At 70.2% G+C, this 17,855-nt stretch carries 15 protein-coding genes, 1 tRNA gene and 3 pseudogenes; 12 read left to right on the top strand and 7 right to left on the bottom strand.

Going from position 1 to position 17,855, the window contains the following annotated elements; all coding sequences use genetic code 11:
• Nucleotides 1-122: 122 nt before the first annotated feature.
• Entirely contained in the window at nt 123-1,007 is an 885-nt protein-coding gene (locus AB0I98_RS18870; RefSeq protein WP_362942776.1) for a MurR/RpiR family transcriptional regulator, read from the bottom strand.
• 158 nt (nt 1,008-1,165) lie between these two features.
• Between AB0I98_RS18870 and AB0I98_RS18865 the strand changes: the two genes are divergently transcribed.
• Nucleotides 1,166-1,930, top strand: coding sequence for an SIS domain-containing protein (locus AB0I98_RS18865; protein WP_362942773.1), 765 nt, complete (start codon nt 1,166-1,168; stop codon nt 1,928-1,930).
• Between the two features lie 91 nt (nt 1,931-2,021).
• Here the strand turns inward: AB0I98_RS18865 and AB0I98_RS18860 are convergent, their stop codons facing one another.
• Both AB0I98_RS18860 and AB0I98_RS18855 read right to left on the bottom strand, forming a co-directional pair.
• Entirely contained in the window at nt 2,022-5,123 is a 3,102-nt protein-coding gene (locus AB0I98_RS18860) for a beta-N-acetylglucosaminidase domain-containing protein (RefSeq protein ID WP_362942770.1), read from the bottom strand.
• A 120-nt stretch (nt 5,124-5,243) separates the two neighbouring features.
• Entirely contained in the window at nt 5,244-6,143 is a 900-nt protein-coding gene (locus AB0I98_RS18855) for an EamA family transporter (protein ID WP_362942768.1), read from the bottom strand.
• 68 nt (nt 6,144-6,211) lie between these two features.
• Between AB0I98_RS18855 and AB0I98_RS18850 the strand changes: the two genes are divergently transcribed.
• From AB0I98_RS18850 to AB0I98_RS18820, 7 genes are all read left to right on the top strand, one after another.
• Nucleotides 6,212-7,066: a LysR family transcriptional regulator gene (locus AB0I98_RS18850; protein ID WP_362942766.1), complete on the top strand. Its 855-nt coding sequence runs from the start codon at nt 6,212-6,214 to the stop codon at nt 7,064-7,066.
• 85 nt (nt 7,067-7,151) lie between these two features.
• Entirely contained in the window at nt 7,152-7,802 is a 651-nt protein-coding gene (locus AB0I98_RS18845; protein WP_362942763.1) for a GntR family transcriptional regulator, read from the top strand.
• Between the two features lie 46 nt (nt 7,803-7,848).
• Nucleotides 7,849-8,607 (top strand): PIG-L deacetylase family protein, encoded by a 759-nt coding sequence (locus tag AB0I98_RS18840; protein WP_362942760.1) that lies wholly within the window; start codon nt 7,849-7,851, stop codon nt 8,605-8,607.
• Complete coding sequence (locus AB0I98_RS18835) at nt 8,604-9,308, top strand: 4-carboxy-4-hydroxy-2-oxoadipate aldolase/oxaloacetate decarboxylase (RefSeq protein ID WP_362942757.1); 705 nt, start codon at nt 8,604-8,606, stop codon at nt 9,306-9,308. Before AB0I98_RS18840 ends, AB0I98_RS18835 begins: the two co-directional genes overlap by 4 nt.
• A 26-nt stretch (nt 9,309-9,334) precedes the next feature.
• Nucleotides 9,335-10,417 carry a 4-oxalomesaconate tautomerase gene (locus AB0I98_RS18830; protein WP_362942962.1) on the top strand — a complete coding sequence of 361 codons (1,083 nt, stop codon included), beginning with the start codon at nt 9,335-9,337 and terminating at the stop codon, nt 10,415-10,417.
• The gene (locus AB0I98_RS18825; RefSeq protein ID WP_362942754.1) at nt 10,398-11,348 is read left to right on the top strand and encodes a VOC family protein; all 951 of its coding nucleotides are present in this window, start codon (nt 10,398-10,400) and stop codon (nt 11,346-11,348) included. The genes AB0I98_RS18830 and AB0I98_RS18825 overlap by 20 nt, the downstream gene beginning before the upstream one ends.
• Nucleotides 11,349-11,492: 144 nt before the next feature.
• The gene (locus AB0I98_RS18820) at nt 11,493-12,824 is read left to right on the top strand and encodes an aromatic acid/H+ symport family MFS transporter (protein WP_362942751.1); all 1,332 of its coding nucleotides are present in this window, start codon (nt 11,493-11,495) and stop codon (nt 12,822-12,824) included.
• 65 nt (nt 12,825-12,889) lie between these two features.
• On the opposite strand, the gene AB0I98_RS18815 is transcribed toward AB0I98_RS18820, so the two are convergent.
• Complete coding sequence (locus tag AB0I98_RS18815; protein WP_362942748.1) at nt 12,890-13,468, bottom strand: helix-turn-helix domain-containing protein; 579 nt, start codon at nt 13,466-13,468, stop codon at nt 12,890-12,892.
• Between the two features lie 215 nt (nt 13,469-13,683).
• On the opposite strand from AB0I98_RS18815, the gene AB0I98_RS18810 reads away from it, so the two are divergent.
• Both AB0I98_RS18810 and AB0I98_RS18805 read left to right on the top strand, forming a co-directional pair.
• Complete coding sequence (locus tag AB0I98_RS18810; RefSeq protein ID WP_362942745.1) at nt 13,684-15,117, top strand: MFS transporter; 1,434 nt, start codon at nt 13,684-13,686, stop codon at nt 15,115-15,117.
• A 43-nt stretch (nt 15,118-15,160) separates the two neighbouring features.
• Nucleotides 15,161-15,237 (top strand) — tRNA-Pro (locus tag AB0I98_RS18805).
• Nucleotides 15,238-15,534: 297 nt separating this feature from the next.
• Here the strand turns inward: AB0I98_RS18805 and AB0I98_RS18800 are convergent.
• Both AB0I98_RS18800 and AB0I98_RS18795 read right to left on the bottom strand, forming a co-directional pair.
• Nucleotides 15,535-15,906: pseudogene (locus AB0I98_RS18800) on the bottom strand (tyrosine-type recombinase/integrase); the annotation flags it as partial.
• A gap of 128 nt (nt 15,907-16,034) precedes the next feature.
• Nucleotides 16,035-16,448, bottom strand: a pseudogene (locus tag AB0I98_RS18795) (transposase); the annotation flags it as partial.
• Between the two features lie 100 nt (nt 16,449-16,548).
• Here AB0I98_RS18795 and AB0I98_RS18790 point away from each other — a divergent pair.
• Together AB0I98_RS18790 and AB0I98_RS18785 are read left to right on the top strand one after the other, a co-directional pair.
• A complete protein-coding gene (locus tag AB0I98_RS18790; protein WP_362942742.1) occupies nt 16,549-16,749 on the top strand; it encodes a hypothetical protein in 201 nt (66 codons plus the stop codon).
• Between the two features lie 3 nt (nt 16,750-16,752).
• Complete coding sequence (locus AB0I98_RS18785; protein WP_362942739.1) at nt 16,753-17,088, top strand: ABC transporter permease subunit; 336 nt, start codon at nt 16,753-16,755, stop codon at nt 17,086-17,088.
• Between the two features lie 13 nt (nt 17,089-17,101).
• Here the strand turns inward: AB0I98_RS18785 and AB0I98_RS18780 are convergent.
• Nucleotides 17,102-17,777 (bottom strand): annotated as a pseudogene (locus AB0I98_RS18780) (response regulator transcription factor).
• Nucleotides 17,778-17,855: the final 78 nt, after the last annotated feature.

The raw sequence follows: 17,855 nt of genomic DNA, 5'->3' as shown, positions 1-17,855 counted from the left end.
GGGGCTCCTACGAGTGCTCGGCGGGGAGCCCCATCCTGGCACCGAGGGGATGATTCAAACAACCATCTTGACGTTTCCTCGGTGGTTCATCCATGCAAAGCGGTCACGCTGACCGGTCACGCTCAGCGGGTGCGCCGGGACTTCACCGCATGCCGCGGAGTGATGTGGTCGGTCAACGCCAGGGAGGCGCTGGCTCGTTGGTAGGAGAGCTGGGCGACGCGGACGTACAGGCAGTCGATGAGGAGCAGGGAGGAGTGCCGGCTGCCGATGCTCTCGGCGCGGAAGCTGGTCTCCGAGGAGGAGATGATGAGCCGGATGTCGGCGGCCTTGGCGAGCGGGGAACGGTGGTCGGACGTGATCGCCACGGTGGTGGCACCGCGCTCCTTGGCCATCTCGAACGGCTCGATGGTCTCCCGGGTCGCTCCGGAGTGCGAGATGCCGATGGCGACGTCCGCGGGGGTGAGCAGGGCGGCGGAAGTGGCCGCGCCATGCACCTCGGTCCAACCTCGCACCGCGCAGCCGATGCGGAACAGCCGGGTCTCGGTCTCCTGCGCCAGGGCCCCGCTGCCGCCGACGCCGTACACGTCGATACGGCGCGCACGGGCCGTGGCCTGGGCCGCGCGCTCGACGGCGTCGAGATCCATCCGGTCGATGGTCTGCTGGACCGCGCGCAGATCCGCGGTGCCGACGACTTGCACGACCCGTTCCAGGCTGTCGTCGGGGGCGATGTCCGGGCCGATCTCGGCGGTGCCCCAGTCCGAGACCTCGCCGCGGCCGCGCTCCTGGGCCAGTTCGATCAGCAGATGCTGGTAGGAGTCGAGCCCGATGGCCCGGCAGAACCGGGTCACCGTCGCCTGGGAGGTACCGGTACGGCGGCCCAGCTCGGCGGCCGAGCAGTGGGTGACGGCTGCCGGATCCTCCAGGATCAGCTCGCCGACCTTCCGCAACGAGCCGGCGAGCCGGGGCAGCTCGGTGCGGATCAGTGTGGTGACGTCCGTGGCAGGCATACGACGAAGGTAACAGCCACCGTTCACGTCACTGATTGAATTCCAGGACCCATCGACATGGGCGCATCTCCTCGTTGCCCGTGGCCCACGGCATGTGATTTATTGATTCACCTGTGATGTTGTGTGAGGTGGTTCAATCCACCAGTGGGGAGTATCCCGTGTCCGTCGAGTCCGTGAGCGCACAGGGCTTCGCCCGCGAGGGCATGGCCGCCCTCCACCGCATCACCGAGTCCGCCGGCGGCGAGGTGACGCGCGCCGCCGAACTGATCGCCCAGTGTGTGCGCTCGGACGGCGTCATCCAGGCCTTCGGCACCGGCCACTCCCAGGCAATGGTTCTCGAACTAGCGGGCCGCGCCGGGGGATTGGTCCCCACGAACCGGCTCAGCATCGCCGACCTCGTCCTCTACGGCGGTGACCCGCCCAGCGTCCTCGACGACCCGCTCCTGGAGCGCCAGGCGGGAGTCGCCCAGCGGATCTACGACCTCGCCGCCCCCCGACCGGAGGACCTCTTCGTCATCATCTCCAACTCCGGCGTCAACAAGGTCATCGTCGAGATGGCCCTGCACGCCAAGGAAGAAGGCCACCGGCTCCTGGCCATCACCTCCCTCCCCCACACCCGGGCCGTCCCCGCCGCCCACCCGAGCGGCAAGAAGCTCGCCGACATCGCCGACGTGGTCCTCGACAACGCGGCCCCACGCGGCGACGCCCTCCTCGAACTCCCGGGCGGCGGCGCCGTCTGCGCCCTCTCCACACTCACCGGCGTGATGCTGGTCCAGATGGCAGTCGCCGAAGCCGCCTCCCTCCTCCTCGCCTCCGGCGACCGCCCCCCGGTATACGTCTCGGCGAACGTGCCCGGCGGCTTCGAAAGCAACCTGGACCTGGAGAAGCGCTACGCAGGCCGCATCCGCCGCACCGCCAGCTGAGCAGCGCCCCGATAGGGGCGCGGGGAACTGCGCGACCAGCCACGACGAACCCGCAGACGCTGAACGGCCTGGCGCGGCACCCCGCGGAGCGCTACCGCACGGGTACCGGCGTCAGCGCCACAGCCAGCGGATAGGCGCCCGTGGTAAACGCCGCCCCCGCCGCCCCCGAAGCGGTGTCGACCGGCACCAGTGCGTTCCCGTCCGCCGTGGTGACGTACGCCGTCCCGCCTTCCCAGTCCAGACCGACGTCGAAGGCGGACCTCCCGACCGTCACCGTCTCGCCGGGCGCCCCCGTCGCCGTGTCCACGGGCGTGACGCTGTCGCCGGTGCTGGGGCTGACCCACAGAGTCCGCCCGTCCGGCGACAGACCGAGCCCGTAGGCCTGGCCGGTGACCAGCAGTGTCGGCTCGGTGTCGTTCGTGGCGGTGTCGATCGGAGTGACGGTGGAGCCACCGGAGTTGGACACGTACACCGTCTGCCCGTCGGGAGCGGCCACGACATTGAAGGGCCTGGGACCGACCGGGATCGCGGCGCCGCTCTTCCGGGTCGCCAGGTCGACCGGACTGACCGTGTTGTCGTGGATGTTGGCCACATACAGGGTCCGCCCGTCAGGTGTGATCGCCATGTTCTCGGGACCGGAGCCCACGGGAACGGCCGTACCCGCCCGCAGCGTTGCGGTGTCCACGGGCTGCACCGTGCTCTCGGAGTAGTTCGCGACCCAGAGTGTGCCGCCGTCCGGCGTGAGCGCGAGCCCGGCGGGGACGCGGCCCACAGCGACGGTGGCGGTGACTTTGCCATCCGCCACATCGATCACGCTGACGGTGTTGGAGCCCTGGTTGGCGGCGTAGGCGGTGCGCCCGTCGGCACTCACGACCACCTCACCGGGGTTGTTCCCGACGGCGATCTCCGTGCTCTTGCCGGAGGAGAGATCGATCGAACTGACCGAAGCGCCACTGAAGTTGGCCGTCAGCGCTCTGGACGAGCCCGATCCGTCGGTGACTTGGACCGGGATCGCCCGTTCGAGAGCGCCGGTGCCGGTGGCGACGATGGACCGTACGCCTTCCCCAGCGCCCTCCTGCGCAGAGAACGTGACCGTGACGGAAGTGGTGCCGCCCGCCGGGACGGTGGCGGTGCCCTCGGCGGGGGAGGCCGTGACGCCCTCGGGAACGTCGAGCTTCCAGGAGACCGTCTTGGCGGTGGTCGAGCGCTCGTCGGACAGGGCCAGCGTGACCGTCTCGGACGCACCCGGCTTCAGGGTGAGGGAACCGGGCTCGAAGGAGAGGTCGACGCCGGGATCGGGCGCGGTCCGAAGCATCGTCGTGTAGAGGAACTGGTCCATCACGCCCGGCGAGACCTGCTGGGGGACGGTGTCCAGTGCCTTGCGCTCGGCCCTGAGCCGGTTCCAGTGCGTGGTGACCGCGTCGGGGTCGCCGCGCTTGCTCGCCAGCAGCAGGTCCACGGCCGTCTGTCCCGCGGAGCCGTACCGGCCGAGCTTGTCCAGCCAGGCCGAAGTCTCTTCGAGGAAGCCGGGGTTGGCGAGGTGGGCGCGCAACTGTGCCGGTGTGGCGGCCATGTCCGTGTAGTAGGCCCGGAGCGCGGCGGCGGCCCGGTCGAGACCGCTGTCCTGGTCGTAGGCCTTGTGGAAGGCCGCGATCAGTCGGCTCAGTGTCGGCGACTCGGTCGGGTCGAGCTCGGACGAGTAGTTGTTCTCCGCGAAGATCCGCAGCCATTTCGCCGCCTCGGGCCCCGCCAGGTCACGGACGGAGGCAAGGAACGCGGCCCGTGGGTCGTAGCCCTGCGGGTTCCACAGATACGCGGCCGAGGTGAACAGCGCGATCCGGCTCGCCTCGCCCTGCACCATCGGGTTGGCCGTCACGCCGACCGCCTCCTCGGCGACGCCGGGCTCACGGCCGGTGTACGGGCCGAGCAGCAGACGGCTCGTGACGTAGTCGTTGACGGGGTAGTTGTCCCAGACCAGGATCGGGTGGCCGTACACCTTGCGAGCGTTGCGTACCTGGTCGGCGGTGATGGTCGGGGCGATCACGCCGACGCCGGTCCACTCGACGACCACCGAGGGGTCCAGCTTCTCCCGCAGGGCGGTCTTGTAGGGGGAGTCGGCCAGGTCCGAGCACTCGGTGGGGACCATCTCCAGTGGTTCGAGCCCGGAGTGCGTGGCGGAGAACTCCTGCCAGACCCGGTTGAGCAACTCGGCCTGGGCGGTGCCGGCCGCGCCGCCTCCGGTGCCGAACTCCTCCTCGTCGGCGGCGCAGTTCCACTTGGTGTAGCTGATGTCGTCCAGCGGGATCGCGAAGGAACGGACGCCGATGGCGTACAGCGAGTCGAACTTGGCGGTGAGCGCCTTGACGTCGGCGTCCGAGGAGTAGCAGACCGACAGTCCGGGGGAGAGGGCGTAGGTGAAGCGGACGTGGTTGGCGTCGGCCCGGTCGACCAGCTCCGCGAGCCGGGCCAGTTCGGCGGGCGGGTACGCGTCGCGCCAGCGGGCGCGCAAGTAGGCGTCGTCCTTGGGGGAGTAGACGTAGACGTTCTGCTTCGTACGGCCGTAGAAGTCGAGTTGGGCAAGGCGCTCGGCGTGCGACCAGGGAGCGCCGTAGAAGCCCTCGATGACCCCGCGCAGGGGCGCCGTCGGCCAGTCCCGCACGGTGACCTCGGGGAGGGCGGAACGGGATCCGCCCGCCTTGACGACGAGTTGGCGCAGAGTCTGGGCGGCATAGAACGTGCCCGTGGTGTCGACGCCGGACAGGGCGACGAGGGCCCGCCCGTCCTTCCGGCCGGACGCGAGGACATAGCCGCCGGACGGCAGACCGGCCGGGGGCTTGGCGCCGAGAGCTTTGAGGACCCGGCCGGTGGCGCCGCTCTCGTCGGGGCCGCCGACGTAGATGGTGAGCGCGGCCGACGCGGGAGGCTTGTCGGTCGTGACGATCTCGTCGGCTCCGGCGTCCCGCAGGACGGATTCGACGAGGCGGCGGGCCGAAGGGTCGGTTCCCGGGCCGACGACCTCGACGACCCGTTCAGGGACGGTGAGTTGGCCGCGTCCCACGCTGAGGTGCTGCGGGGTGGGCCATACCTGCGGCACATCTCTTGGGGGTGTGGCCGTCGCGGTCGTGGGGAGGCTCAGGGCGAGCGTGAGTGCCAGGGCGGCGGCCGGGTGTCTGAGGCGAATGGCTGGGAACACGGGGGAATCCCCTTCCGTAACCATGATCAGTGGATGAATGGATCCACCGCGCGATGTTAGATTCGCTGAATCAAACATTCAAGAGTGCGCCTGGCCTGACCAATGCGCCCCCGGGCGCGGCTACCGCCCCGACCGAGCGAGCACGCTGAGCGCATTCGCGGAGACAACCGCCGTGATACCCGCCCACTCCATCCACCCCAGCCCCTCACCAAGGACGACCCATCCGACCACCGCGGCAAGCACCGGGTTGACACTCATGAACAGGCCGAACGCCGCCGCCGTCACCCGTCGCAGCGTGAACAGGTCGGCGAGATACGGCACCGCCGAGGACAGCACCCCCGCGGCCACGGCACACCCGGCGGCCATCAGGGTCGGCGGATGCCGGACCACCACGACGATCCCGACCGGCAGAAACATCAGCGCGGACAGCCCGGCGGCGGCTGCCGAACCCTGCGCTCCCGGGATACGCCGTCCGACGGTCCGGTTGAGCAGGATGTACGACGCCCAGCACAGGGCCGCGAGCAGGGCCAGCCCCATACCGAGATAGTCGGCCGACGGCTGCGGTCGCATCAGGACGACGACACCCGCCGCCGCGAGCAGCGCCCAGCAGGCGTCCAGGCGCCGCCGGGTCGCCGCGAGCGCGATGCTCAGCGGACCCAGGAACTCCAGCGTCACCGCCAGCCCGAGGCCGATGCGGTCGACGGCGCTGTACAGGGACAGGTTCATCGTCCCGAACACCAAGGCAAGCAACAGCACCGGCCACCACTGCCGCCAGGTGAACGACCGCAGCCGCGGCCTGCCCACGGCCAGCAGGACGGCCGCGGCGACGTACTGACGCACCGCGACGACACCGACGGGACCGATCACGGGAAACGCGAGCGAGCCGACCGCGGCTCCGACCTGGTTGGACAGCCCGCTGCCCGCCATCGTGGCCACCCCGGCGAGCGGGGGCCGCTCCGGGGCTGGGACCGGCGCGGAGGAGGACAGGGATGCGGCGGGGCGTGCGGGTGCTCCTGGCATGCTCCGATCGTGCGCCCGTTCCGTACTTGCGCAAAATGCATCCGGAGCGGCATCTATACGCTGGACGCATGGATGTGGAACTGCGGCAGTTGCGCTGTCTCGTCGCGATCGTCGACGAGGGCACCTTCACCGACGCCGCCCTCGCCCTCGACGTCTCCCAGGCCGCCGTCTCCCGCACCCTGGCCTCGCTGGAAAAGGCCCTGGGCGTACGGCTGTTGCGGCGGACCTCGCGCGAGGTGACCCCGACTGGGGCCGGGGTGCGGGTGGTGGCGCACGCCCGGCGTGTGCTCGCCGAGGTGGACGACCTGGTGCGGGAGGCCGCGTCCGGCCATGCCCAGCTGCGGATCGGCTACGCCTGGTCCGCTCTCGGCCGGCACACCGTCGCCTTCCAGCGCCGCTGGGCCGAGCTGCGTCCGGAGACCGATCTGCACCTCGTCCGCGTCAACTCGGGCACGGCCGGACTCGCGGAGGGCGCCTGCGATCTGGCCGTCGTACGGCGGCCCGTGGACGACCGGCGGTTCGAGTCGGCCATCGTCGGTCTGGAGCGGCGGCTGTGCGCGGTGGCCGGCGACGATCCGCTGGCCCGCCGCCGCTCGGTCCGGCTGGCCGACCTCGCCGGGCGTACGCTCCTCGTCGACCGCCGCACCGGCACCACGACCGCCGACCTGTGGCCGCCGGACTCCCGCCCGGCCGTCGAGGAGACGCACGACATCGACGACTGGCTCACCGTGATCTCGGCGGGCCGTGGCATCGGCATCACGGCCGAGTCCACCGCCAACCAGTATCCGCGGCCCGGCGTCGTCTACCGCCCGGTGCGGGACGCCGAGCCGATCGCCGTACGCCTCGCCTGGTGGCGGGACGACCCGCATCCCGCCGCACAGGCCGTGATGGAACTGGTCACCGAGCTGTACCGCGAGGGCTGAGACTCCGACCGGTACCGACAAAATTGTTGACAATTCTGTTTGCTAGATTTACGTTCGACAGGCACTCACTCAGAGAGGGCACACGATGCCGAAACAAGCCCGTCCGAGCACCGGAGAGCAGGCCAAGCAGCATGCGCTCGCGCAGCTGCGGCAGGCGATCCTGCACGGCGAGATGGCACCGGCACAGCGACTGGTGGAGAACGAACTCGCCGAGCAGTTCGATGTGACACGGGCGAGCATCCGTGCGGCACTCATCGATCTGGAGGCCCAGGGCCTCGTGGAGCGGATCCGCAACCGCGGCTCGCGGGTGCGGGTGGTGACCGTGGAGGAAGCGGTCGCCATCACCGAGTGCCGCATGGTCCTCGAAGGGCTCTGCGCGGCGAAGGCGGCCGTCGCGGCCAGCGACGAGCAGCTGACGGAACTGACGGACCTCGGCACGGCCATGAGCAAGGCCGTGGCCGACGGCGAGCCGATGACGTACTCCGAGCTGAACCAGGAACTGCACGCCAGGATCCAGGAGTTCTCCGGCCAGCGCACGGCCGTGGCACTGCTGGAGCGGCTCAACGCCCAACTGGTGCGCCATCGCTTCCAGTTGGCGCTGCGGCCCGGTCGTCCGCAGCACTCCCTGAACGAGCATCTGGCGATGATCGAAGCGATCAGGTCCAGGGACCCCCAGGCGGCCGAAGCGGCCGTCCGCGCCCACCTCACCAGTGTGATCGACGCGTTGCGCGACTGACGCACGCGGGGCGGGCGCCCCTCTGTCCACCAAGGAGATTTCCGCAATGACGCATGCCGAAGCGCCCGCCACCTCCCCACCACCACGGTCGACCCTCGTCGTCACCGCGCATGCCGGGGACTTCGTGTGGCGGGCCGGTGGAGCCATCGCCCTGGCCGCCTCGCGGGGGGAGAAGGTCACGATCGCCTGCCTGACCTTCGGCGAGCGCGGCGAGTCCGCCAAGGCGTGGCGCGAGGGCAAGCAGCTGGAGGAGATCAAGGCGATGCGCCGGGACGAGGCCGAGCGTGCCGCCGAAACCCTTGGCGCCGAGGTCCGCTTCTTCGACGCCGGCGACTATCCGCTGGTCCCCACAGCGGAGTTGACCGACCGACTCGTCGAGGTCTACCGCGAGACGCAGCCCGATGCCGTCCTCACCCACCCGACACAGGACCCGTACAACGGCGACCACCCGGCCGCCAACCGCATGGCCCTGGAAGCCCGGATCCTCGCCCAGGCCATCGGCTACCCGGGCCAGGGCGACATCATCGGCGCCCCGCCGGTCTTCTACTTCGAGCCGCACCAGCCCGAGATGAGCGGCTTCAAGCCCGAGGTCCTGCTCGACATCACCGAGGTGTGGGACACCAAGCGCAAGGCGATGGAGTGCCTCGGCGCGCAGCAGCACCTGTGGGACTACTACACCGACCTCGCCGTGCGCCGCGGCGTCCAGCTCAAGCGCAACGCCGGACCCAACCTGGGCCTCGCCCACAAGACCATGGCCGAGGCGTTCATGCGTCCCTACCCGCAGATCGCGAAGGAGCTGGCATGAGCGGCGTGATCGTCACCGACCCCCCGAAGGCCGACGCCAAGGACGTCGAGGCGCTCGCCGCATTCGGCGTGGCCACCGTGAGCGAGGCGCTGGGGCGCACCGGTCTGCTCGGCCCCGGCATCCGCCCCATCCAGCAGGGCGTGCGCGTCGCCGGTACGGCCGTCACCGCGCTCAGCTGGCCCGGCGACAACCTCGTGATCCACGCGGCCGTCGAGCAGTGCGGCGAGGGAGACATCCTCGTCGTCACCACCACCTCCCCGTCCACCGACGGCATGTTCGGCGAACTGTTCGCCACCGCGCTGCAGCGGCGGGGCGTGCGTGGCCTGGTCATCAACGCCGGTGTCCGCGACACCCAGGAGCTGCGCGAGATGGACTTCCCGGCCTGGTCCCGGGCGGTCTCCGCGCAGGGCACGGTCAAGGCCACCGGCGGCTCGGTCAACGTACCGGTCGCGATCGACGGCCAGGTGATCCGCCCCGGCGACGTGATCCTCGCCGACGACGACGGCGTGGTGGTCGTCCCGCGCGAGCGTGCCCACGCCACCGTCGAGGCGTCCGAGGCCCGCGAGGCCAAGGAGGCAAAGGCCCGCGCCGCCTTCCTTGACGGTCAACTGGGCCTGGACCGCTACGGGTTGCGGGAGACGTTGCGGCGGCTCGGCGTCGAGTACCGGACGTACGAGGAATACACGGGGGAGCGGTCGTGAGCCGCGGGCCCGAGGAGGTGCCATGCATGCTGATGCGCGGCGGCACCTCCAAAGGCTCCTACTTCCTCGCCGATGACCTGCCCGCCGATCCCGGTGACCGCGACGACCTGCTGCTGCGGGTCATGGGCAGCCCCGACCCGCGCCAGATCGACGGCCTGGGCGGCGCGCACCCGCTCACCAGCAAGGTGGCCGTCATCTCCCGCTCGGCCGGCCCCGAGGCGGACGTCGACTACCTGTTCCTCCAAGTCGCCGTCGACCGCCCAGAAGTGACGGACCGGCAGAACTGCGGCAACATCCTCGCCGGGGTCGGCCCCTTCGCCGTGGAACGCGGCCTGGTCGACGCGGACGACGCCGAGACGACCGTACGCATCCGGATGCTCAACACCGGAGAGCTGGCCGTCGCGACCTTCCCCACTCCCGGTGGCCGGGTCGACTACACCGGTTCCTCGGAGATCTCTGGGGTGCCGGGCACCGCCGCTGGCGTCGTGATCGAGTTCCCGCCGGGCGCCGGCCCGCTGCTGCCCACCGGTCACGTCCGCGACATCGTCGCCGGTACCGAGGTCACCTGCGTGGACAACGGAATGCCGACCGTGCTGATCCCCGCATCCGCCATGGGAGTCACCGGCTACGAGGCGCCCAAGGACCTCGAGGAGGACGTCGCCCTCGCCGGCCGGCTGCGCGAAATCCGGTTGGACGCAGGGAAGTTGATGGGCCTCGGCGATGTGGACGGCGCCACCGTGCCCAAGCTCAGCCTGCTCGCGCCGCCCCGGGACGGCGGCGCGGTGACGACCCGCACCTTCATCCCCGTCCGCTGCCACACCTCCATCGGCGTCCTGGGCGCCGCGAGCGTGGCGGCGGGGCTGCTCGTGCCCGGCGGCGTGGCGGAGGGGATCGCGGAGCCCCGCGGGCAGGGCGACCGCGTACGCATCGAGCACCTCACCGGATTCCTCGACATCGAAACCAGCGTGGAGCCCGGATCCGCTCAGACCGCTCCCGTGGTCCGCCGCACCGCCGTCGTGTGCACCGCACGGAAGATCTTCGACGGCACCGTCTTCCCCCGCGCTGCCGTACCACCCTTGGAGGCACACCATGACCCCGCCGCTCGGTGACATCGCCCATGTCGGCCACGCCCAGCTGTTCACCCCGGACCTGGACGCCAGTGTCGCCTTCTTCACCGACTACCTGGGCCTGACCGTCAACGGGCAGCAGGGAGACACCGTTTACCTGCGGACCTTCGACGACTACGAGCACCACAGCCTCGTCCTCACCGCCCGCGAACAGCCGGGCCTCGGCCGGCTCGCCCTGCGCGCCTCCAGCGAGGAGGCCCTTCAGCGGCGCGTCGGCGCGATCGAGGACGCCGGCGGCACCGGCACCTGGGTCGAGGACGAGCCCGGCCTCGGCAAGCTCTATGTCACCACCGACCCGGACGGGCACGAGCACGCGTTGTACTGGGAGAGCCAACACTACGAAGCCCCCGAGGAGTTGCGGCCCGCGCTGAAGAACCAGCCCCAGGCCAAGCCCAACCGGGGCGTGGGCGTACGCCGGCTCGACCACATCAACTTCCTCGCCGCCGACGTACTCGCCAACGCGGAGTTCCAGGAACAGCTCCTCGGCGCACGACCCACGGAGCAGATCCGGCTCGACACGGGGAAGATCGCGGCCCGCTGGCTGACCTTCACCAACAAGTCGTACGACGTCGTCTACACCTCGGACTGGACCGGCTCCACCGGCCGACTGCACCACATCGCCTTCGCGACGGACACCCGCGAGGAGATCCTGCGCGCCGCCGATCTCGCCATCGACACCGGCGTGTTCATCGAGACCGGCCCGCACAAGCACGCCATCCAGCAGACGTTCTTCCTCTACGTCTACGAGCCGGGCGGCAACCGCATCGAGCTGTGCAACCCGCTCACGCGGCTGGTCCTGGCTCCCGACTGGCCGCTGATCACCTGGACCGAGGAGGAGCGGAAGAAGGGCCAGGCCTGGGGCCTGAAGACCATCGAGTCGTTCCACACGCACGGGGCGCCGCCGGTCGGCTGAGCCGGGACACAGTCGGCCCACAGGAGCCCCGCAAGAGTCCGCACGAGTTCGGCGAACTGTCGATGAGATTGTTGACAAAAACGTTGACCGTTCGCCGATCGACTCCTTAGCGTCTGGCGCACCACGTACGAGAGGTAACCAACGATGTCTTCCTCCCCCTCGCTCTCCGCCCGCGGCGGCAGACTGGCCATCCTGGTCGTCGGACTGTGCTGGCTGGCCGTGCTCTTCGACGGCCTCGACATGTTCATCTACGGCTCGGTGCTCCCGCACCTGCTGGAGACGAAGACCTTCGGCCTCACCCCGGACCAGGCCGGCGACCTCGGCAGCTACGCCACCTTCGGCATGCTGATCGGTGCCTTGGCCGCGGGAACCGTCGCGGACCGGATCGGGCGCAAGAAGCTCATGGTCTCCTGCGTGATCCTCTTCTCGCTGGCCTCCGGTGTGTGCGCCATCGCGGACAGCGTCGCCGTCTTCGGCCTCGGCCGGACCCTGGCGGGCCTCGGCCTCGGCGGACTGCTGCCGACCGCGATCAGCATGGTCTCCGACTACGCCCCGCGCGGTCGCGGCGCCATCATCATCGGCCTGCTGATGACCGCCCACCACGCGGGCGGCGTCCTGTCGGCCTACGTCGCCAAGTGGCTCGTGGAACCGGTCGGTTGGCGCGCCGCGTTCTGGGTCTGCGTGCTCCCGCTGCTCTTCGCCCCGGTGCTTGCGCGCTTCCTGCCCGAGTCGCTGAGCTTCCTCGTCGCCAAGGGCCGCAGAGAGGAGGCCCGGGAGCTGGCCGCCCGGTACGACGTCGAGGTGCCCGCCGCCAAGTCCGGCAAGCAGGGTGCGGCCGGCCGCTGGACCAACCTGGTCACCCTCTTCCGCGGCGGCGAGTGGACCCAGACCCTGCTCTACTGGCTGGCCTCCTTCGGCGGACTGCTGCTCGTCTACGGCGTCGCCACCTGGCTGCCCACCCTGATGCGCGCCGAGGGCTACGAGCTGGGCTCCGCCCTGTCCTTCGTGGTCGTCTTCAACCTCGGCGGCATCGTGGGCATGCTCGTCGCGGGCCGGGCCGCCGACCGCTTCGGCGCCCCGCGCATCTCGGCGATCTGGTTCGCGCTGACCGCCGCCGGGGTCTTCCTGCTCAGCGTCCATATGCCGATGAGCGTGACGATGATCGTCGTCTTCCTCACCGGCGTCTTCCTCAACAGCGCCCAGACGATGATCTACGCGACCGTCTCCATCCGCTCCACCCCGGACAGCCGTGCCACCGCCGTCGGCTGGACCTCCGGCATGGGCCGCTTCGGCGCCGTCTTCGGCCCCTGGCTCGGCGGCCAGCTCCTCGCCGCGAACCACGGCGACTGGGGCTTCACCGCCTTCGCCATCGCCGGCCTCTCCTCCATGGTCTTCATCGGCATCGCCTCACTGCGCGGCCCGAAGCGGTCCACGGGGGCCGGTGGTGCGCAGCAGGAACTGGCGGCCACGCACTGACGTTGTCGCGCAGGGCTAGGGGTTCAGAGGTCGTCCGCCGTGGCCTGCCCCGGCCGGGGGAGTGCTCAGTCCCTGGCCCGTACGCCGTCGAGCGCGACGGTCAGTACGCGGTCGCGCTGGGCCTCGTCGAGGAAGTTCGTCGCGGTGATGCCCGAGACCATCCGCAGCAGGTCGTCGAAGTCCATGTCCTTGCGTGCCTCGCCCGCCTCCTGCGCCCGCTGGAAGAGCGGGCCGCCCGCCGCGTACATCGACTCCCGGCAGGCCAGGAAGATCTCCGACTCGTTGTTGAGGGCCTCGCGGATGGCCCGCTTGGTGACGGTGTAGTCGACGAACCGCCGCAGCCACGAGGTCAGCGCCTCCCACGGCCCTTGGTCGGCGACCTCCTCGGCGACCTGGCACAGGTCGTTCACCTCGGTCGCGTACACGCTCTCGAAGAGATGGCGGCGGGTCGGGAAGTTCCGGTACAGCGTGCCGATGCCGACGCCCGCCCGCCGTGCGATGTCCTCCAGCGAGGCCTCCGCGCCGTGCTCGGCGAACGCCTCACGGGCGGCCACCAGCAGCGCGTCGTAGTTGCGCGCGGCGTCCTTACGGTGCGGCCGGCGCGACGCGACGATCTCGCTGACGGGGTACGGCTGGGCCGTCACTGCTGCCTCCCGGGGTGGACGGGTTGAAGCGGAGGTGCGCCTCCGCTACAGTGGAGGGGTACCTCCACTTTAGCAGTGCGGGGTCCGTTCGCCGTGGACGCGTGACGTCTGAGACGCGAAGACCCCTCACCCCTTCCGCTCACACTCGTCCGCTCACATTCGTCCGCGACCGGACGCTCTCGGCCGCACCCTGTTCGGATTCGGAGAGGCTTTCCATGCCCCGCAAGTCCACCCGTCTCACCTTCGCGGTCCTCGCGAGCGGTGCCGGCGTGTTCGCCATGCTGCAGTCACTGATCGCGCCGGCCCTGCCGACCGTCCAGCACGCGCTCGACACCTCGCAGTCCACCGCGACCTGGGTGATGACGGCGTATCTGCTGTCCGCCTCGATCTTCACGCCGATCCTCGGCCGCGTCGGCGACCTGATCGGCAAGAAGCGCACCCTCGTCGCCGTCCTGTCCGTCGTGGCCGTCGGCTGTCTGCTCGCCGCACTCGCGCCGACCATCGGCGTACTGATCGTCGCCCGGGTCGTCCAGGGCGTCGGCGGCGCGCTGTTCCCGCTCTCCTTCGGCATCATCCGGGACGAGTTCGCCCCGTCCCAGGTGAGCGGCAGCATCAGCAACCTGTCCGCGGTGATCGCAGCGGGCGGCGGCGTCGGCATGGTCGCGGCCGGACCCATCGTGTCCGCGCTCGACTACCGCTGGCTGTTCTGGATCCCCGTGGCGATCGTCGCCGTCACCACGCTGATCGCCCTGCGCTACGTACCCGAGTCGCCCAACCGAGCGGCAGGCAACGTCAATTGGCTCGGCGCCGGGCTGCTGTCGGCCTGGCTGGTGGCTCTGCTGCTGCCGCTCAGCCAGGCGAGCGTCTGGGGCTGGGGCTCGGCCCGGGTGATCGGCCTGTTCGCGGCCGCCGTAGTGCTCTTCGCGCTGTGGCTCCTGGCCGAGGCCCGCTCGCGCACGCCGCTGATCGACCTGCGCGTGATGCGGCTGCCCGCCGTGTGGACCACCAACACCGCCGCGCTGCTGTTCGGCGCGGGCATGTACGCGATCTGGTCCTTCCTCCCCGGTTTCGTACAGACGCCCAGCTCCGCCGGATACGGCTTCGGCTCCAGCGTCACCGCCGCCGGACTGCTCATGCTGCCGATGCTCGTCGCGATGTTCTTCTCCGGCGTGCTGAGCGGCCGCCTGGAACCGGTCCTGGGCGCCAAGACCCTGCTCACAGCAGGTGCGTCGCTCGGCGCGCTCGCCTGCGGCTTCCTCGCCCTCTGGCACGACGAGCAGTGGCAAGTCGCCTTCGTGGCAGGCGTGTTCGGCCTCGGCATCGGACTGGCCTTCGCCTCGATGGCCAACCTGATCGTGGGCAGCGTCCCGGCCGACCAGACCGGCGCTGCGACCGGAATGAACGCCAACATCCGCACCATCGGCGGCTCCATCGGCGCCGCGGTCACCAGCGTCCTGGTCACCGGCCACCTCCAACCCTCCGGCCTACCCTACGAATCCGGCTACACCCACGGCTTCACCCTGCTGGCCCTGCTCTGCCTGGCCGCGGCACTGGCGGCCCTGCTGGTCCCGGTCGGACGAGCCTCCGGCCTGACCGCGCGTGCCCGCGCCGCCGAGGACACGGCGTCAGCACCCGTACGCGTGCGTTAGGGTTGACCTGCGCGTTCTCGCGGAACACCGCGAGACAGCGCACCGGGACGTGGCGCAGCTTGGTAGCGCACTTGACTGGGGGTCAAGGGGTCGCAGGTTCAAATCCTGTCGTCCCGACCAGCTTTGATGCAGGTCGGAGGCCGTTCTCTCGTTTACGGGAGGGCGGCCTTTCGCGTTCCCGGAGGGCTGGTGGTCGCACTGTGGTCGCAGGCCGGATCTGGGGTCGGCTCGCGGGGAGCAGAACCCGGGCGGGGCGGGGGAGCGGAGCCGGTTGAGGGCTTCGCGCAGCCGCTGGATGTGGTCGCGTGGTGAGCGCGGCCGCTTCGGCCGGGCCTGCCGGTCGGCTCTCTGTTCGGCCCGGGTGAGGGTGTGTTCGATGGTGTCGACTGCTTCGCGGGCGGCTTGCTGGGTGAGGTGGCTGTAGATGTTGGCCGTGGTTGACAGGGTGGAGTGGCGCAGAGTCTTCGAGACCACGCTGAGGGGGACGCCGGCGGTGATGGTGAGGGTAGCGGCCAGGTGGCGCAGGTCGTGAACGGTCACCTGGGGGACGCCTGCCTCTTGGGACAGTTGCCGGAGCCGGTCGAGGACGGCGCGCGGCTGCAGCGGTCGGCCGTCGGGTCGGCAGAAGACCAGTCCTGTGAAAGGGGCGCGGGGATCGCTGTGGGTCCGGAGCGCTGACCGCCATGCGGCGCGGCCGTAGGCACGTTGAGTGGCTGCCGCAGGCAGGGCAGGAGCCTGCCAATAGGTTCGTCGTCTGCTGGCGTCGCCCGTGCTGAGGGCGAACAGCACCGTCTGGAAGACGGGGCCGGGGTATCCGTCCCTGGCTTATACCGCCTGCCGCAGCCGAAGGCAGGAGGCGTCAGTGGACGCGTTGCCCGACTCCGGGAGAGCTGGGTAATGTGTGGGCGCTTATACCGTCTTGGTTTCAGCTCGGTGAACACATGCAGCCAGTACTTCGCGTCCTCGCCGCCGTCGTCGGCCCAGATGCCGAGGATGTCGCGGGTGCCTCCACGGCCACGGCCATCACCACGTAGACCGGACGGTTCGCGACCTGCCCGTCCCTGATCTTGACTTGATGGATCGACGAACAGGACCGGGTAGACGCGATCGAGCGGCCGGTTCAGTGAGGCACTTCGCCGAGAGCGACAGCACCATTTCGTCGACGCCGGCCAGGCGGCGCTGCCGTTTCTTGACGGTCTGTGGGTTGCGGCTGTTGCCGTTGTTCTTCCCGGCCGGGTCGTGCTTCTCGTAGCCGACGTGGTCGGTGATCTCGCCCTCAAGGGCGGACTCCAGCACCCGCACCCCTCGTTGCGGGCCCGGCCAACCAGCATCGCAACGAGCTGCTCGTCCGACACCGCACTCGATGGTGCCTGGCCCGCCGGTTCGGTCTGCTCGTTCTCCACGGCGGTCTCTGTCATCAGAGGCGTCTCCTTGATCATCAGATCCGCCGTCGATCAGACACTCCCTTCGTTCACCCTCGTCGGGCTGATGGTGCCGCCCGAGGCATTGGTCATCCCGCTGTACTTCCACCTGCGCAGCGCCGGACTCACCGACTCCTACTGGGCGTTGATCCTGCCGCAGACCGCGCAGTCCCTCGCCGTCAGCATCTTCTGGATGCGCGACTCCTTCTGATCCGTGCCCATCAGCATCATCGAGGCGGCGCCTCTGGACGGGGCCTCGGACTGGCGGCTGCTGTGGCGGATCCTGGTGCCCACGAGCCGTCCGGCGCTGCTGACGATGGCCATGCCGGTGTTGATGTGGACCTGGAACGAGTTCCTGCTGGTCGTGATCACCGACGGGAACAAGCGCGCGGCGCCCCTGGGCCTGGCGTTCTTCCAGAGCGAGCACACCACGCAGTACTCCCTGCTGGCGGCCGCCTCCATCATCGTCGCCCTGCCGGTCGTCGCCCTGTACGTCTTCCTGCAACGGCACTTCGTCTGCGGCATGCTCTCCGGAGCCGTGAAGGGGTGAGCGGGACGCGCTGTCAGGCGGCGGCCGGGCGCACCAGACTCGTCTCGTGGGCGAAGACCACCGCCTGCACCTGGGCCCGCGCGCCGATCTTCGCGAGGATGTGGCTGACGTGGGACTTCACGGTCGTCAGTGTGATGGACAGCCGCTCGCCGATCTCGGCGTTCGACCAGCCGGAGGCCACGGCGGTGAGGATGTCGCGTTCGCGTTGGGTGAGCGTGGCGAGTCCGGCCTGGCGGGTGCTGCGAGGGACCGGCTGCTCCTGGCGGACGGGCTCGATGAGCGCGCGGGTCAGGGCGGGGGTGATGACGGCGTCCCCGGCGGCCACGATGCGGACGGCGGCGGTCAGTTCCTCGGGTGTGGCGTCCTGGGCGAGGAAGCCGCCGCCCTCCGGCGCGCAGGGCTGCGGAGGCGTACGCCTCGTTGCTGGTCGGCGTCAGGGCCAGGACCCGCGGGTGGCGCTCGCCCGGCAGGACGGGGCGGGTGATGCGGCGGATGGCCTGGATGCCGTCGGCGTCGGAGGCGCCGTTGCCCTTGGCGACGACGTCGGGCCGCAGGGCGTCGCTCATGTCGGCGGCATCCAGGGCGTTCATCGCCTCGCCGGCGACGGTCAGATCGGGTTCGGCCGCGAGGAGCATACGGAGGCCGAGGCGTTGCAGGGACTGGTCATGGACGACGAGTACGGAGGTCATGGCGGGCCTCCATCGTGAACGAAACCGTTTCGTTCATATGAGGATCGGCGTAGTCCGCTACCGAACGACACCGTCTCG

Origin of the sequence: Streptomyces sp. NPDC050211 (genome assembly GCF_040656035.1) — a bacterium.
Lineage (GTDB): Bacteria > Actinomycetota > Actinomycetes > Streptomycetales > Streptomycetaceae > Streptomyces.
Note: the sequence above shows the minus strand (reverse complement) of the source record. Positions and strands in the feature narration are given on the sequence as shown.

Coding starts and splice junctions, on each gene's coding strand:
- AB0I98_RS18855 (WP_362942768.1), bottom strand. CDS start 6,143: ATGCCAGGAGCACCCGCACGCCCCGCCGCATCCCTGTCCTCCTCCGCG.
- AB0I98_RS18850 (WP_362942766.1), top strand. CDS start 6,212: ATGGATGTGGAACTGCGGCAGTTGCGCTGTCTCGTCGCGATCGTCGAC.
- AB0I98_RS18840 (WP_362942760.1), top strand. CDS start 7,849: ATGACGCATGCCGAAGCGCCCGCCACCTCCCCACCACCACGGTCGACC.
- AB0I98_RS18830 (WP_362942962.1), top strand. CDS start 9,335: ATGCTGATGCGCGGCGGCACCTCCAAAGGCTCCTACTTCCTCGCCGAT.
- AB0I98_RS18810 (WP_362942745.1), top strand. CDS start 13,684: ATGCCCCGCAAGTCCACCCGTCTCACCTTCGCGGTCCTCGCGAGCGGT.
- AB0I98_RS18835 (WP_362942757.1), top strand. CDS start 8,604: ATGAGCGGCGTGATCGTCACCGACCCCCCGAAGGCCGACGCCAAGGAC.
- AB0I98_RS18820 (WP_362942751.1), top strand. CDS start 11,493: ATGTCTTCCTCCCCCTCGCTCTCCGCCCGCGGCGGCAGACTGGCCATC.
- AB0I98_RS18825 (WP_362942754.1), top strand. CDS start 10,398: ATGACCCCGCCGCTCGGTGACATCGCCCATGTCGGCCACGCCCAGCTG.
- AB0I98_RS18845 (WP_362942763.1), top strand. CDS start 7,152: ATGCCGAAACAAGCCCGTCCGAGCACCGGAGAGCAGGCCAAGCAGCAT.
- AB0I98_RS18870 (WP_362942776.1), bottom strand. CDS start 1,007: ATGCCTGCCACGGACGTCACCACACTGATCCGCACCGAGCTGCCCCGG.